The organism is Elusimicrobiota bacterium (assembly GCA_040757695.1).
Classification (GTDB): domain Bacteria; phylum Elusimicrobiota; class UBA8919; order UBA8919; family UBA8919; genus JBFLWK01.
Window position 1 is genome coordinate 123583 of the sequence record JBFLWK010000001.1, and the last position, 16671, is coordinate 140253.

The 16671-nt window shown below is 35.8% G+C and carries 16 protein-coding genes; all 16 read right to left on the minus strand.

What is annotated here, in order from left to right; genetic code table 11:
* Window positions 1-41 precede the first annotated feature (41 nt).
* The 16 genes from AB1349_00315 to AB1349_00390 all read right to left on the minus strand — a co-directional run bounded on the left by AB1349_00315 (window position 42) and on the right by AB1349_00390 (window position 16668).
* The gene (locus AB1349_00315) at window positions 42-2702 is read right to left on the minus strand and encodes a hypothetical protein (protein ID MEW6555779.1); all 2661 of its coding nucleotides are present in this window, start codon (window positions 2700-2702) and stop codon (window positions 42-44) included.
* A gap of 2 nt (window positions 2703-2704) precedes the next feature.
* Window positions 2705-4018, minus strand: coding sequence for an acetyl-CoA decarbonylase/synthase complex subunit gamma (gene acsC / locus AB1349_00320; protein ID MEW6555780.1), 1314 nt, complete (start codon window positions 4016-4018; stop codon window positions 2705-2707).
* A gap of 28 nt (window positions 4019-4046) precedes the next feature.
* Window positions 4047-6578 (minus strand): FAD-dependent oxidoreductase, encoded by a 2532-nt coding sequence (locus AB1349_00325; protein ID MEW6555781.1) that lies wholly within the window; start codon window positions 6576-6578, stop codon window positions 4047-4049.
* A gap of 123 nt (window positions 6579-6701) precedes the next feature.
* A complete protein-coding gene (locus AB1349_00330; protein ID MEW6555782.1) occupies window positions 6702-7103 on the minus strand; it encodes a hypothetical protein in 402 nt (133 codons plus the stop codon).
* 31 nt (window positions 7104-7134) lie between these two features.
* Complete coding sequence (locus AB1349_00335) at window positions 7135-8370, minus strand: FAD-dependent oxidoreductase (GenBank protein MEW6555783.1); 1236 nt, start codon at window positions 8368-8370, stop codon at window positions 7135-7137.
* Window positions 8371-8481: 111 nt separating this feature from the next.
* Complete coding sequence (locus AB1349_00340) at window positions 8482-8787, minus strand: hypothetical protein (protein MEW6555784.1); 306 nt, start codon at window positions 8785-8787, stop codon at window positions 8482-8484.
* Window positions 8780-9190 (minus strand): response regulator, encoded by a 411-nt coding sequence (locus AB1349_00345; protein MEW6555785.1) that lies wholly within the window; start codon window positions 9188-9190, stop codon window positions 8780-8782. The genes AB1349_00340 and AB1349_00345 overlap by 8 nt, the downstream gene beginning before the upstream one ends.
* A 7-nt stretch (window positions 9191-9197) precedes the next feature.
* The gene (locus AB1349_00350) at window positions 9198-9881 is read right to left on the minus strand and encodes an LptA/OstA family protein (protein MEW6555786.1); all 684 of its coding nucleotides are present in this window, start codon (window positions 9879-9881) and stop codon (window positions 9198-9200) included.
* Entirely contained in the window at window positions 9878-10519 is a 642-nt protein-coding gene (gene lptC / locus AB1349_00355; protein ID MEW6555787.1) for an LPS export ABC transporter periplasmic protein LptC, read from the minus strand. Before lptC ends, AB1349_00350 begins: the two co-directional genes overlap by 4 nt.
* Entirely contained in the window at window positions 10474-11025 is a 552-nt protein-coding gene (locus tag AB1349_00360; protein MEW6555788.1) for an HAD hydrolase family protein, read from the minus strand. The genes lptC and AB1349_00360 overlap by 46 nt, the downstream gene beginning before the upstream one ends.
* Window positions 11026-11048: 23 nt before the next feature.
* Window positions 11049-12095, minus strand: coding sequence for a zinc ribbon domain-containing protein (locus AB1349_00365; protein ID MEW6555789.1), 1047 nt, complete (start codon window positions 12093-12095; stop codon window positions 11049-11051).
* Window positions 12096-12181: 86 nt separating this feature from the next.
* Complete coding sequence (locus AB1349_00370) at window positions 12182-12442, minus strand: hypothetical protein (GenBank protein ID MEW6555790.1); 261 nt, start codon at window positions 12440-12442, stop codon at window positions 12182-12184.
* Entirely contained in the window at window positions 12439-13245 is an 807-nt protein-coding gene (kdsA, locus tag AB1349_00375; GenBank protein MEW6555791.1) for a 3-deoxy-8-phosphooctulonate synthase, read from the minus strand. The genes AB1349_00370 and kdsA overlap by 4 nt, the downstream gene beginning before the upstream one ends.
* A gap of 166 nt (window positions 13246-13411) precedes the next feature.
* On the minus strand, window positions 13412-14146 hold the full coding sequence (locus tag AB1349_00380; protein MEW6555792.1) for a tetratricopeptide repeat protein: 735 nt from the start codon (window positions 14144-14146) through the stop codon (window positions 13412-13414).
* Entirely contained in the window at window positions 14143-15987 is a 1845-nt protein-coding gene (locus AB1349_00385) for a BatD family protein (GenBank protein MEW6555793.1), read from the minus strand. Before AB1349_00385 ends, AB1349_00380 begins: the two co-directional genes overlap by 4 nt.
* Window positions 15988-16668 (minus strand): tetratricopeptide repeat protein, encoded by a 681-nt coding sequence (locus AB1349_00390; protein ID MEW6555794.1) that lies wholly within the window; start codon window positions 16666-16668, stop codon window positions 15988-15990.
* Window positions 16669-16671 lie beyond the last annotated feature (3 nt).

Consider the following 16671-nt stretch of genomic DNA (forward strand, 5'->3'; position numbering starts at 1 on the left):
TCAATACCAAAACTTTTTGAATTCTTGTAATTCGGCAATTTTTAATCGCCGAACAGTTTATCAAATATGTTTTTTTTCTTACCCTCCACATCACCCTTTTTTTTGGCTTCTTCCTGTTGTTTTACCTGCCATTCTAACAGTCGTTTTTTTAACATCTCGTTTTCTTTAAGTACTGTTTGATATTTAATCTGCCAGTTTGTTTCAGTCAACATTATTTGTTTTTTAAGTGATGCTGTTTGGCTTTCTAACTCCTCAATTTTCTTATTTAATATCTTTTTCTGTTCCTCTATTCCTTGCCGGACAAGTTTTTCTATTTCATTAGTTTTTTCTTGTAGTATCTGTTGTTTTTCTTGCTGTAGATTAAATATCTTTTCATTCAGTGAGATTCGCTCATCATTCATTTTCTTGTGTAATATTTCCGTTTCGGTTTCAACCTGCGAGAGCCGGTTTAGAAGTTCCTGTTCTTTCTGTTTCGTTTTTTCAATATGTTTCTCGTTTTCTGCCTGTTGATTTATAAGCATTTGCTCAAATTTTTGCTTCTCAACATTCGCGGATTCTCGCAGTTTTATTATTTGCATTTGCTCTATCTGTAATTGTTCTTTAACCGTTTTGAGAAGTTGTTCGCGCTTTTCTATTTCAATTTGCCAATTAGCATCTTTCTGGATTATTACTGCTTCTAATTCATTCTGTTGTGTTACATCTTTTTCTACAACACTCTTTAATCTGTTTATTTCTGCTCTTAATTCATTTATTGTCTGCTTTTTTTCTTCAAACTCTTTTCGCCAGTGTTCGTCGTTTTGCTTGAACTCCTGTATAAGTGCTAATTTTTCTTTTTCATTATTATCTATTCTGTTTTTGAAACTATTTATTATTCGTTCCTTTTCCTCTTTCTCTATTTGATACTGTGTTGCTTTTTCTCGTTCAACCAAAATTATCCCGCCCAATTTGTTTAAATCCTCGTCGGTATGTTTTATTTCCTGTTGTAATTGTTTTATCTTCTGTTCAAAACTCTGCACGATGGTATCTTTTGATTGTAATTGCTCATTGAGCAGTTTTATTGTCAGGTCTTTTTTTTGCAACTCAGTTTGAAGTTGGAAGGTCTGCTGTAACATTTCTGTTTCTAATTTTTTTATTTCGTCTTCTTTAAGGTTAAGTTTGGCAACCAACTGACTATTATTTTCAAGCATTTGATTTTTCAGAGTATAGATTTCTACCTCTTTATTTTCTACTGTTGTTTCTAACTCTTTTAATTGGTTTTCTAATGTTTTGAGCATCTGGTCTCGTTTCTGAAGTTCAATTTGTAACTGTGTATCTTTCTGTAATATCTCGGTTCCTAATTCACCTTTTTGTTTGATATTTTCTTCTATTGTCTTTTTTAGTTTACTGATTTCACTCCGTAACTCATCTATTGTTTGTTTTTTCTCTTCAAACCCTTTTCGCCAGCGTTCGTCGTTTTCCTTAAATTCCTGTAAAAGTGTCTGATTCTCTTGCCCTAATTCTACTATCCGTTTGCTTAAATTGCTTATTTCTTTCTCTTTCGCTTCATGCTCTACACACCATTGCGAAACCTTTTGCACTAGTTCTAAATCTAACTCTGCCCGTTGTTGCTCTAATTTGTTCGTTTTTAACTGCCAATCTCTATCATGTTCTTCTAATGTTTTATTAAATGTCTCACGCACTTCTTTTATCTGTTTTTTTAATGTTTCTATTTCCTGTTCTTTCTGTTGAACCGTCCCTTGAAACTGGTCATTAATTACATCTTTTTCTCTATCATATTTCTCACGCTCGGCTAAAATTATTGCACCTAATCTGTTCAAGTCGTTTTTCTCTCGGTTTAATTCTGTCTGTAATTGTTTTTCTTTTTCGTCAAAACCCTGTATAAGCGAGCTTTTCTCTTTTTCAAACTCTTTTTTTAACTGCGAACTCTCTATTTCAACCATTTGTAATTTGTCGTTCAGTAATTTTATTGTTTGCTCTTTTTTCTGCAACTCGGTTTGAAGTTGAAAATTCTGCTGTAACATTTCTGTTTCTAACACACTTTTTTCTTTTATTATAATACCGAGATTTTTATGTGTTTCGTTTAATTCTTTGCGTAGTTCATCAATTTCTTGCTGTCTGTTCTGCAGACCTTCCTGCCAGCGGTTCTCTTTTTGAACAAATTTATCTATCAGTGAGTCCTTCTCTTTATCAAAATTATCTTGTAACTCTTTTTCACGAGTTCTGATTTTCCCTAATGCTTCAACTCGGATTTCTTCCCGCTGTCTATCCAGTTTCCTAATTTCTTCTTCTTTTAGTTGAAATACATCCTGCCAGTGCTTGTTATTTTCAAAAATCTGGGTTTTGAGATTCTGGATTTCAATATCTTTATGTTTAATTTTTGTCATTAACTCTGTGATTTCCTGTTTGTATGGTATTTCTATCTCTTTAACTTTTGTCTCTGCTTCTGCCAATTTTTGGGTTATTTGAATTTGTTGCGATTTAATTTTTTGTATTTCATCTGACCATTGTATCAGTTTGTCTTCTAATTCTTTAACTATATCTGACAGGATTCTTTTAATATTTGTTGCAACTGCAAAAGCACGAATATCAGTATCAGATTTCCCGGGTTTTGTTATTTTTTCTTCGGTATAACCAAAACCAGTTTTCATTTTGGTTTTTATTTCTAACAGCAAGGCGTCTATCTCGTCTTTATATTTTTCCATAATTATTTCCAAACAGTTTTCAGATATTTTGGAATACCTGACGCTTCCTTAGGCCCAACCAGAACCTGCCAGCCGGTAGTATCTTCCAATTTCCCGCTCATCACGGAGACATATCCGGGAATGATTATTTTTTTATGTGAGACCTTACTTGCAATTTCCGTTTTTTTCATCCAGGTATCAACTATTTCAGCATTAAACTTATCCGCAGCCCAAGCAGTTAAAACAGACATACCATCGGAATCACAGACCAGAAGCCACGCAGGCATTTTTGAGTTTTCTACTTCAGGCACGACGGTAAAAAATGTTAACGAAAAGTTTGTTGTAACTAAAAAAGGTGATTGAGCATCAGGTGTGCCAATGGTATAAAGTTTGGGCTCCATCATTATAGGTTTCTGCGGGTCAGTATAGATATTAAGCCGAAGTGTAATCAACGGCAGGATATCTTCAACTTTATCGGTTTCTACAACAAGTATGTTCGCATATTTTGTAATATATGTTGACGCTTCAAATATATCTTTGGCAAATGCAAGGACAGGATAGCCAAGCGGTCTAAAATTCTTTTTTAGTGCCAGCCGTCTGATTTGTGTAAAATCCTGCACACATTTTGATAGTTCCCGAGAACCGCAATCAAGCACAATATCTTTAATACCTGATGAAGATGCCTTTTGAGAAAGTGAAACAAGTTTTTCAATATTTTCTCCATATACGCAAATCGGTACTTTATACTTTTTTGCCAATCCGAACATTTGTTCGGATTGCTTTTCAGTTGCACAATAAATCAGTGGTTTTTTTTGAGAAATATTTTTCAGCACCTCATCTATTGCCGTCGGATTTTCACTAATAAGAATTAAAGGCAATTTTATTTTATCAGAAAGTTCTTTTGATATATCTGCGAATTTTGATATATCATTTGAAACATTTTTAACCGCAACAAGGTCTATGCTAACCAGCATTCCAACTCTTTCAAACTGAAGTTTTTTTATTTTTTCTATTTTAGTTGAAAGATTGGGCTCGTTATCGGCGACAGATACAGCAATCGCTGTTGGATGATAGAATGTTTTTTCATGACGGAAAAGCACTGTCTCGCCACCGATTTCTACTTTTTTTTCACCTTCGCCAATTGTGATTGTTGCCATTGGTGGAAGCGATGCGGACTCTAAAAGTTGTTTTGCCTGTTCAGTTACATCCGGACATTTATCCAGCGTAGTTTTTTTTCCAGCGAGTGCCATTGCAAATGCCAGACAGGTAGGGAATCCACATTTTTTACAATTTGTTTTTGGCAGATGTTTGTAAATATCAAGCCCTGAAAGCGCCATAAAATCCCTCCAAAAAATTATATGAGTTTTATGCTTCTTTCAATGCGGATTTTTCTTCAGCAGTACGATCTCGCATAGACAACGCGCCTGATAAACATTTTTGAACACAGATACTGCAACCGATACATTTTTCCGGGTCGGTTACTGGATGTTTATCTTTATCAAATGAGATTGCCTGATATGAACATCTTGTGCAGTTCCCACAGGAAAGACATATATCTGTATTACAGGTTGATATTTTTTTTACCGGTGATAGAGCCATAAAATCAGTAATCGGCTTTGGCAGTGCGATTCCTATTAGTTCTTTCATTGATTTTATTCCGCGTTCTTTCATCAGGTAACTTGTCCCACTAACAAGTTCGTCAAAGATTGAGTACCCGTTTTTCATTACGATTGTGCAGAACTGTACCGTTTTACAGCCAAGTGCAAGAAAGTTACAAGCTGCCTTGTAATTCATAGGTCCACCATTGCCTGAAACCGCAACACCTAAATGTGAAACATTTGCCAGAGTTAAATAACTTATTGGTAACACCCCTTCACCGCTCATCCCGACAATAATTCCTTCTTCCCAATTTGTTTTATTACCCGGTCTAATACACAAAGTTGGGAAAGTATTGGCAAGTGTAATACCAGCTTTTTTATTTGGATATTTAGCAAAAACTTTTTTTATTGCGTTGATGATTACTGCGATTGAGGTAACCGCTGCAGTTAATTTGAAAAGTTTCGGAATCTCAGGATTACTTATCTCCATAATCCAGTCAATAATTTTGGCAGTTAATGCTGCATTCTGCGAGACGATATCGCCTTCAGTTCCATCGCCACCCTGCGGGCAGGAAAGCGAGTATTCAATTCCCATCACACCGGCATTTTCAAGTTTTTTGGTGTTTGATTGCCAGCCTTTTTTATCGTTTTCATCATTACATGTAACAGGCCCGCCTGTAGAAGCCATTGTAAGCCGGTCAGGAAATTCTTTAACTAATTTCTGGACTTCTCGGCAAACCCTGTCAAGCGGATGACCTGAAACATTATCGCAATTTCCATATGTTAAATTATTAAACAGATGCATATATTCACCAGGGATATGGATTGGGACATTATCAAATGCGGTTTTCATTATCCCACCAGACCAGCCGGCTTCATAACCTTTTTTCATCTGCTCGTAACCGTCAGATGGTGGTGCAGCAGAAAGCAAAAACGGTGATGATATTTTTCTGTCAAAAAAGTCAGTTTCAAGTGAAACAGGCAGATGAACATACCCTTTAAGCACCGTTGTGTTTTTTACTTTATTCTCAATTTTTGGTTTTTTAATATTATTTACGAATGCATCAATTTCTAATGCTGCGTTTTTACCAGCAGCAACTGCTTCTACAACAGTTGTTGGTCCTTGAATACAATCACCTGAATAAAAGACAGTGGGATTATCCGTGTTATTCAATTTTGCTTTTGCACCAATTGCTACTATAACTGTTGATATATCCGTTCGGGTTTGTTCGGTATCAGGAATTTCTTTTATGTCTTTGAGGTTAAACTTTACACCTTTAGGTAGTGATACTTTGATTGTTTTTAAGCCAGCGATAGCATTACCTTTTTTAAGAATTGAACCAACTTTTGTTCTGCCGGTCAGTTCTATATTGTTTTCCAAAAGTTCGTTCATTTCTTTTGGTGTAAGTGGCATTTCACCGACGGTTTCTAATGCAATCATTTCAACATTAGTAGCACCATTTAGTTTCGCAATCATCGCACAATCCGCTGCGGTTGCACCACCACCAATCACTGCAACTTTACTATTCGCTTCGCTCTTAAATTTATATTTCTTTGGGTTTCTTAAATAATCCAAACCAACAATAGCGAGGTCTTCATTTTCTATACCTAATTTGATTGGTTCTGTAAGCCCGACTGCTACGAGAACTGCATCATAACCACCTGTTTTTTCAAGCAATGTATCCGGATTTTCTATCTCTGAATTCAATTTTAGATTTATATCACCCAGCGATGTTAGAAATTTTATATCTTCTTGAAGCATCTCTTTTGTAAGCCGATATTCCGGGATAAGATTACACATTCCGCCAGCAACTTTTTCTTTTTCGTAGATATCAACTTTGTAACCGAGTGTGCCGAGTAGTGACGCAGCACCTAACCCAGCAGGACCTGAACCTATTATTGCCACTTTTTTGCCATTTGATTTCGGCTTGACAAATTCTGCTATTTCGCCTAACTCTCTTGCTTTTTTTACAATTGTCGCCTGCACTGCTGGGATATTAACTGCAGAATCAAATTTTTTATGCACACAGGCAGCCATACAGAACCGGTCAGGACAGACCAACCCGCACACACCACCGAGTGGATTATTTTTCATTATTTGTGCCGCAGACCGTTTTATATCTGAACTGCTAAAAATACTGGCAGCCATAATGAAATCAGCTGCAGAGCAATCGCAGGGACATTTATCCTTGCAAGGTTTCTCCTCGCAGAATTCACATTTAGCAAATTCATTTTTTAACTGTGCATCCGTCAAAAAAAATTTTTCATCAAGTTTAGCAACCATATTTTCTCCAATCATAGCGCACCTCTGAAATGTCATTGCGAGGGCACTGAAAGTGACCGTGGCAATCCCATATTAAGATTGCTTCGGGCTTTGCCCTCGCATCATTCTATTATTCTTATCAATAAGTTGCCTTTTTTTTCATTTGAGTAATAACAGTATACCACAACCAATCGCTAGTAACCCGCAGACGCGTGCTAACCAGATTGAGATTCTTACTCCACACATTGCCACTGTCTCTGGTGTTGCAAATGGGAACAATATTGTCAACACACCAAGAAATATGACGGTAATATTAAATGCTGTTTGTATACCAACGGTTCCAAAAATTATAATTGCAATGATTGAGCCGAGAACAAGTAGCAAGAAAAGAATAGCATATTTTGTGACATATTCTGCAAATCTTCTGAAATTACTTTCGTATTCTGGCAGAATATAAAACGTTCGTTCCTGAGGTTTTAAACCAATTCTATTCGGCACTTTTACTATAATTTCTTTTAAGTTATCACTTTTTCTATTTGTCCAAATACATCGTTTCTTCATCTTCTTAAATCCTTTCTTTTGTGTCCCATATTCACAAATACTGATTTCTTAGCGCAATGGGAATATTATATCTGCGGAGTTTGATATCAGCAAATTTTTCTTCTGATACATCTTTTTCTGAAAGAATTAAGTTATTCATAAACCCGCTGCCTGTGACATCGCCGACATTGATATAGCCAACTAATTTATCATCTTTAAGCACAAATTTTTTATATTTATTTGCCGTGTTAACAACAACCTCTTTGAAACCTTCTTCTTTGGGACGAGAAATACCAAAAGAAACCGCAGGGATACCAAAAAATTCACCGATATTCATCGCATATCCACCTTCATAGCTAATTTTTTCACCTGCCATATTTAGCCCGGCAATTTTTCCCTGTACAACAGCATTAGGCCACATAGCATTGATACGGTTATCTTCATAGAGTGAATCCCATCCTTGTGCAACATCGCCTGCCGCAAAAATATCCGGGATGTTTGTATTGAGGTATTTATCTACAATTACTCCGCGGTCAACTTTTACACCTGAACCTTTAAGAAAATCAATGTTGGGCTTCACTCCTTTACCGACAACTACAAGTTCGCAAATTATTTTCGTACCATCATTAAGTATAACACCTGATACAGATTCTTTGCCAAAAATCTCTTTTACATCAGTATTAAATTTTATTTCAATTCCTAATGATTCTGCTTTTTTTTGAACTATTGCTGAAGCCTCGTTATCAAGCATCTGTGAAAGCAGCCGATTTGAAGCAACAACGATTGTTACTTTTAGTCCTCTTTTTATTAAGGAATAAGCTGCTTTGCAAGAAACAAGCCCACCACCGATAATTATTGCTCTTTTTGTCTTTGCAATCCGTTTAACTATCGCATTAGCATCTTCAATAGTTCTCAAACCAAACACACCGCTAAGTTTTATTCCAGGTATATCAGGAAAGGTTGGTGTAGCGCCGGTTGCTATTAGCAGTTTATCGTAAGAAATTTTTTTGCCATCATCAATTTGAATCTTTTTTTCTTTTACAAAAAGTGTTTTGACCTTTTTTCCAAGTAAATGCTTGATTTTGAATTCATCATAGAAATTCCGGGGTCGCATTAACATTTCATTTTCTGTTATTTCGCCTGCAATATAACTGCTTGTAAAAATGCGACAATAAGGTCCGAATCGCTCATCGGAGATAATCGTAATCTCGCTTTTTTTAGCCGTTGACCTTATTACCTCGGCAGCGGTTACGCCAGCCGCACTGTTTCCTATAATAACATATTTCATTGTTCGCTTTCGCTCCATCACGAATATAACCAAATAATAACCGAATTAAACCAAATATTCGGTTATATTCGGTGTTATTATTTGGTTTTCATTCGGGTTTTGTTTCGCGTTTTATTCCAGCATATAATCTTCAAACGGGATTTTTTTCTTTCTTAAATCCTCTTTCCACTTTTCTTTAGCTTGTGGCATTTTTTGTTTTGACATTTTTACCCATTTTGAGTTGGGCGGTGAAAATTGTTCAACTGCAGTTTGATACCACACATATGCCATCTTCCAGTCGTTATTTGCGGCTGCTTTTTCTGCTTCTTGGTAAGAATGTCTTGCACGAAACCAGACATCAAGATATATCATAACATACATTACAACTACTGTTAAAATTACTGTAACCGCAGTTCTAACCCATTTTTTGTTAAACATTGTTCCTCCTTTCGGTTTCTAAAACTTTTTTTATGTCTAAAACAAGGTTCGCTATATCTATCGGCTTGGAGTAAAAACCTTTTACATTCGGCTGCGACTTTAAGAACTCGTAGGTTGTTCCGTCGGTAAATTTACCGGTAATAATCATAACCGGTATTTCTTTTGTAGTTTCGTTTTGCTGAAGATTCTTTAGCACCTGAAATCCACCCTGCTTGGGCAACATCAAATCAAGAATTATTATATCGGGCTTGAGATTTTCAACTTTCAGTAGCGCTTCTGTTCCATCGTAAGCAACAAAAACAGTAAGGTTTTCTCTTGAAAGAATATGCTTGAACAGTTCTACAATATTTTCATCATCATCAACAACAAGTACTTTTTTGCTTACCAAATTTTTTAACTGCATCTATGTATTACCTTACGATTTTGGTTTTTACATTACCAATAATAGAAACTGTTTCTTTGTCAACTGCAAGCACGATTTTGTCACCGGAGTACTCTGAAACACCATCGGCATCAGTTCTGACTATTTTTGGTGGACCGCCTAAAAGTAAAATTTCGTTTGTTTTATGGTCGTAAAATGCTTCCTTACTGAATGCTTCTGTTTCCGATTGAGAAATTTTAACATTTTGGATTGCATGGAACCGGTCGCCGAACTCAAAAATCTCTAATTCTTCACATTTTAATTCAATAACATCTGTTGTGTTCTGGCTTAATGTTCTTTTTACTTTTACATTCTTTTTCAAAATACCCTGTCCGTTATTTTTGTTATATTCTGCTTCATCACCCCAGGAATATGTAACGGATGTGCCACTGGAATAACAGATATAGATATTTCCGGTGCCTGAAATCACACTTGTTTTTTCGTTTGATTTCATTTTATCCGCAGAGATTGTAAGGTTCTGCTGTGTAAATTTTACATTCCCAATAAATTCAAGAATCTCGCCTTTAGATAGTATCTTCATCTGGTCACCGGTGATTGTTGCCTGTTCACCAGCATAGAGGCAGTAAATAAGTGAATAAGTGAGTAAGTGAATAAGTGAAAGACACATAACCACATAACCACTTAACCACTCAACCACTTTATTTATCTTCATTTTTTTATTACTTTGACATTTTTTAAAATTGTTATATCTGATAGGTCAGCATTCGCTTCTAAACCGATACCTGTAATCGTCACATCCTGTTTTTCCTGACGGATAGGGCTATCAGATAAGACCTTGCCAGTTTTTTCAGAATAGTTTATTGATTCTGTAAAAATTGTTGTCGCTCTTGATAACGAAAAAATTACAACATTCCCGGAAGCCTGAATATCGCCTGTTTTTGTCTGCATTCCCGCATTATCCGCTGTGATGATAGACGATATTTTTTTATTGTTTTCGTAAAAAGTCATTTTTATTTTTTTTGTATTGATACTATTTCTTTTTTCGTATATATCACCTCTATCAGCGACAAAATTCCATTTTTGGTTTTCAAGTTCATATTTATCTATTGAAAAATTTTTTACAACCTGGTCAGGAAACGAATCGTTTATAACAATTTTTTCAACTTTTCTACTACACGAAAATTGCATAACCACAGTGACAGCGAGCCACAGCGAAAAAAATACGTCAACAAGATAACCTGAACAGGTTCGGGACCCCAGAACTGAAATTCTACGACACTTCAGTGTCGGTTCTGATTCAGTTTTTATTTTTGTGTATCTGTGGTATAATACTTTATAACTTTGCCCCATATGCCCTGTGCCTGAAAAATCAGTTCAACAACCTCTCTGAAAACACCCTTGCCACTTTCAGCATTTGTTACATAATCAACCCGGCTTTTTACTTCCGGTGGCGCATTTTCAGGACATGCAGAAAAACCAGATTGTAAAATTACAGATAAGTCAACCAAATCATCGCCGATAAACGCAATTTCATCTATTGTTAGATTTTCTTTTTTTAATATCTCGTTTATTGCTGAAATTTTATCCATACATTTCTGATACAGATAATGAATACCGACCTCTTTTGCCCTGTTTTCAACCTGCTGTGTTTGCCGACCTGTAATCCAGGCGAGTTTGATATTTTTAGCAAATTTTTTTAATAGCGTAAATGCAAACCTGTCGTATGTATCCCAGAATTTTATCTCTTCACCGTTGTTTAATATAATGATTTTGCCGTCAGTTAAAACACCATCTACATCTGTAGCAATCAATTTTATTTTTTTTGCTTTATTTAGAATTGCTTTTTTAATTTTCATCTTTTAATTTTTCACTTTTTCCTTTAACCTGCCTTTCTCGTGTTTTTTTCTATATCTAAAAACAATAAAATTGTTTCGGCAATTGCATTAAATGTAATAAAGACCATATACGAGCCCACAGATATACCAATCATTGCTAATAGCGAACTAAAAATACTTTTAGCAAGCAGTATAACAAAATAACCAAGCGCTGTAATCAGCCCGATAATCAAAACGAACCGAGCAAGGAATCGGAAAACATTTGAGATCCGGTAAAGCGCTCCATAGCGTCTCGGACTGGCGATTTGAGGTGCTTTCAGAATATTCCCGCAGTTGATACAATACCCGCTAACAGGCGTCTCTTTGTTACAGATTGCACATATCATTACTGTTTCTTCTTCAGCAATTTTTTCATCAACACCGGGCGTGAACCGTTCTGCCATTCCTAAAAACAAAAATATAATTCCTGCGGTAATCGCGCCAGAAAAAGCATCAGAAGTTACCAGCATACCTGTTGTAGTCGCCTCGTATCTTAACCGCAAAAATAATTCCCAACCAACCGCACCGCCAATCGCACCACCTAACGCACCGCCGATAAATGCTGAAATCCGTTTTCGGCGCTGAGCGGTAAAAAGCCCTATAAACGCACCTGATATTAACCAGGCAACGCTACTGGCAGTAGTGTATAACGAAAACTCTAAATTACTTGATTTTTCCGGTATAAACAACCACATAGGAACATCGTTTTTCAAAATAAATATCGCAATAATTCCGCCTATAAATCCACCAATAAGCCCGCCCAAAATTCCTGAAATTATTTTGCCAGTAGATTTCTCCAATACGCCAACAACAATCCCAATAAATATTGACGAGACGATAATTCTTAATATGACATTGACGGTTTCTGAAATTTCTAAATTGACAAAATTAAAAAGCCGCGCACAAAGAATCCAGCCAATTAAGCCCGCAATTGCGCCTGCAAGTGTTCTTCTTAAAAGCCACGCTACTGTGGTAAGCACAAAATTCATCCCACAATTTCCACAGTATCTTGAACCTTCTCTTACTTCTGCATCACAATTTGAACATCGCATTTTTCCTCCCAAAAACGGTAACTAAAAATTATAAATTAAAAATGTAAAATTATGGAATTTATTTTCAGTCTTCAATTTTTCATTTTTCATTTTACATTTTTCATTGGTTCAGTCTTTTCATACATTGGATATTCTGATTCCCAAGTTGGTAAATTTCGGTCAAACTTATCAAGAAAAAAGCGGGCAACAAAAAACAAAACAATCACAATAGCATAGATTATTCCTAAAACTTTTAAGTGCCATTTCCAACTCGGTCGCCACGGGATATAAGTCAAATCCACACCACAACCCTTACAGAATTTCGCAGAATCCTTGTTCTCCATCTGACAGTTATAACATTTAATCATTTCAGCACCTCATACAAAAAATTTTTCAATTCGGATAGTTTTATTGAGTTGGGGCCGTCGGAAAGTGCTTTTTCGGGCACAGGATGGACTTCTAAAAAAAGTGCATCTACGCCAACGGCAATAGCCGCTTTTGATAATGGCAGAATAAATTCTTTCTGTCCACCGGTTCTATCACCAAGCCCGCCTGGAAGTTGAACACTGTGCGTAGCATCAAACACAACCGGATAACCAAACTTTTTCAGTATCACAACAGACCGGAAATCAACTACAAGATTGTTGTAACCGAAACAGGTACCACGTTCTGTTAACAAAATTTTTCTATTACCGGTAGATTCAATTTTTTCTATCACATTTTTCATATCGGCTGGTGCAAGAAATTGTGCTTTCTTTATATTTATCGTCTTATTGGTTTTTGCGGCGGTAACTATCAAATCTGTCTGCCGACATAAATATGCAGGGATTTGAATTATATCCGCAACTTCCGCTACAAACCGGACATCGTGAGTGCAGTGAACATCAACCAAAATTGGGATATTATACTTTTGCTTAACCTTTGCCAGAATCTTAAGCCCTTTTTTAAGCCCGGGACCTCTGAATGATTTTATTGATGTTCGGTTTGCTTTATCATATGATGCCTTAAAAATAAATGGAATTTTTAGATTCTGCGTAATCTCTTTTAATTTTTCTGCGATATCTGCGGTACTTTTTTCGGTTTCAATCACGCAGGGACCTGCAATCAAAACGACAGGATTCCCACCCTCACCACCAACTTTTATATTACTGATTTTAATTTCTCTAAGAATCATTGGATAAGGACTATCAGGCAGGGAGACCCTGCCATTACTACAGTGCCACCGATACTGAAACTTCTACGAAACTTAGCGCTTATTCTATACTGCCACTAAAGTGGCATAGAAATCAGGGTATGCTCGGTAATGATATTTTACATAATTTTCAGCAGTTTTTCAATCAAATTATTTCAATATATTTTTTTTCTACCCAGCCACGAACACCGAGTGATTTTACGCCTATCTCTAACCACTCGCCCCCCTCGCCTGATGTTCCTAACAGTATCACCTTTTTACCTTCCGGCACGGTAAAGTTAACCTTGAAATTAGTATCAGGTCCTGACCTAACCTCAGCGGTATTGATAACAACTGCTTCCTGCCGGGCTTGTTGACGGTATTTTATCAAATAGAGTGCTGAAAAGAAACCAAAAAATAAAACTGATACAACAACCAGCCAAAACATTTTTTTAAACGGATAAACAAATTTTATAGAAATAACAACTACAAAACTAAACAACGAAATCGCAAATAATAATCTTAACCTGTTTATATTAAACCTTGAAATCAGTGATTGCTCGTAATCCGGGTCTTTTATCAGTTGTGCAATAAACTTTATGTTATAATTAACATCGTCATCCGCTGGCGAAATTTTTCTTGCTTTTTCATAATAGACCATTGCTAAACCAATTCTACCCAGTCGGAAATAGGTGTTGCCAAGATTATAAAAAAGGTTTGTAGACGGATACGATTTTTCAATTATTAAAAACTGTTCAAGTGCTTTTTCATAGTTGCTCTTTTTGTAAAACTCGCAGCCGGTAGAAAAAATTTCAGTTTCTGAAACAGCATAGAGGTGATTGCAGATTGCAGATTGCAGATTGCAGATTAAAAACAACAAAAAAATTTGTAATTTTTTCATATTTCCCATTCTTTTTCAATCTCGGAAATAATACTTTTTATTTTTTTTATCTCGGTTGCCAAATTAACATTTTTGTCTACCGAGGGTGCAAATCTCATAAAATCAGCATTTTCAAGTAGTTCTCTAATTTTTTTTATAGCCGTTACAGCAAGATTTTTTTGTGCTAATACATTTTCAATCTCGCTAAAAGTAAAGCCTGACAGATTACTACTCGTTTTATCAGAAAGATATTCTACGACTGAATCAAATACAGTCCCGTAAAATTCTTTAACATCAATAGTATGTTTAATTTTATTTATGTTTTTTTCAAACTTTTTAAAAGCCTTTTTACTTCTAATAAACTCGTAATTTTTAGAAACAAAAAATCTGTATCTGTTATATCCTAATCTACCAAAAAAAACCAACACCGAACAAACAAGCAATACATCTGCGATAATTTTTTCAGATTTCCAACTGATATTTTTGTCCAATTCAGTTTTTATAAACCTTATATCCTGACCGACAATATTGATACCGGAAGCAATCACAGGCAGGGTTGGGACTGCTGATATTTTAGACGGTAAAACTTTCAGATTAACTACTGGTGTTTTTAGTTTCTGGTATTCTTTTTTTTCAGGATTAAAATACGAAAAAACAACCTCCGGGATTATCAGATTACCAGCCCGGTCGGGAACGAGTACTGTCTTAAACACTTTAGAGCCGGTAACTTTATAGTTGGCTTTTGATATATTAACTGACGAAATCGTATCATATTTTCTTACACCGATAATACTGGGAAATTGCGGCTCCGGAATTGATTTTATATTACCTTCACCTGAAATTGTAACAGTTAGCGTCACAGGATTGTTTGCTTCTATTTCTTTTTTGTCAACAGAAGCGCTGATATTATAAGCGCCTACAGCACCTGAAAAATCGGCTGGTTTATTTTCAGTCGGCAATGGTAGAACCTCAACAGATAGCGGTTTTGACTGAACAACGACAGATTTGCCACCACCAAAAAACCCTCTAAAAAAATCATCATCAAAAAAACCGCTAAACGGGTCTCGTGTAAAATCCTGAACACTCGCTTTTAAGGACGCCGAGCCAAGCGCATATTTTCCGCTGGTAGTTGGGAACAATTTTGTTTTTATCTCAATAACATTGTATCTTTTACCGTTAATAATTGTTTGATAATTTCGTTGTGGTGGTAAATCTTCAACAATAAAACCGGTGAAATTAGGCGGATTATATTCCGGATTTGAAAACAGATTTCGTGAAGTAAAAAATCTGAATGTATAGGTTATTCCTTCATTAACAAAACATTTTCTTTTGTCCAATTCGGCTGTTACAAAAAGTCCTTGTGCTTTTTCATCATCAAGTTTGAATTGTTGAGTATCAACAGGTTTCTGCGATTGTCCGCTTAACACTTCAATATTTATTGGGTTAGTTGTATAATCTTTTCCACTGACGGTCAATTTTACAGGTCCGATTGCGAATTTCCCAGCACGATTCGGTGAGAGGATAAAATTATATGTTATAGATGCCGATACTCTGCCATTAACAAACGAGATATTTTGTGAAGTGCCTGATGAATAAACATTAAAATCGGCTAACGGCGGAAGTTCAGGTTTAGGGATATTTGCAACATCGCCGGCGACGGTGACCTGCAGAGTAATTGATTCGCCGAAATTAACCGTGTTTCTGTCAACAGTTGCCTGGATATTTATATCCGCATAAAGGCAAGACAGAAGTAAGAAGCAAGAAGTAAGAAGTAAGAAGACAGAAGACAGATGAAAGATGACAGATGAAAGACTCTGACTTCTGACTTCTGACCTCTGATTTCTGACTTCTGATTTTTTCATCTACCAATCCTTTTCGGGCATTCCAAACACTGGCATTTTTACATTCGCTTTTTCTTTAGGTCTCTTTTCTTCACCTGCTGATTCAAGCAGTCGTTTAGCATCCTCTTTTGACATTTTCTGTTGTTTATCTTCGCTTTTTTCTTTATCTTGCTCTTCCTTTTTTTTGTTTTCTTGTTCCTTTGTTTTTTTGTCTTCTTTTTTCGCCTGCTGTTTCAACTTTTTGTCAATATTCTCTTTCAATTTCTTCTGGACAAATTCTATATTGAATTTTGCATCGCTATCGTCGGGATAAAGTTCCAGCGCCTTTTTATAAAGTTGTATGGCTTCAGGCAGCTTCCCTAATCTGAATAATGTATTACCTATATTGTAGTATGCTTTTGCCTGTAATTTAATATCTTTTGAATATGTTGCCTTTTCATAATTTTTTAGTGCATCTTCATATGCACCTGTTTTGTAATAGACATTACCAAGATTAAACATTGTTTCTGGTAAATCGGGCTTTTCGGTTTCTGCCTGTTTGTATTTTTCAAGTGCAGTATCATATTTTTCCTTTTTGAATGCAATGTTGCCTTTACCTAAATTACTTCTCACAGATGGATACAGACCTGTTGAGAAAACCAACATAAACAACCATAGATTCACTCCGAATAGGAATTTTTCTCTGAATACCACAGATTTCATATA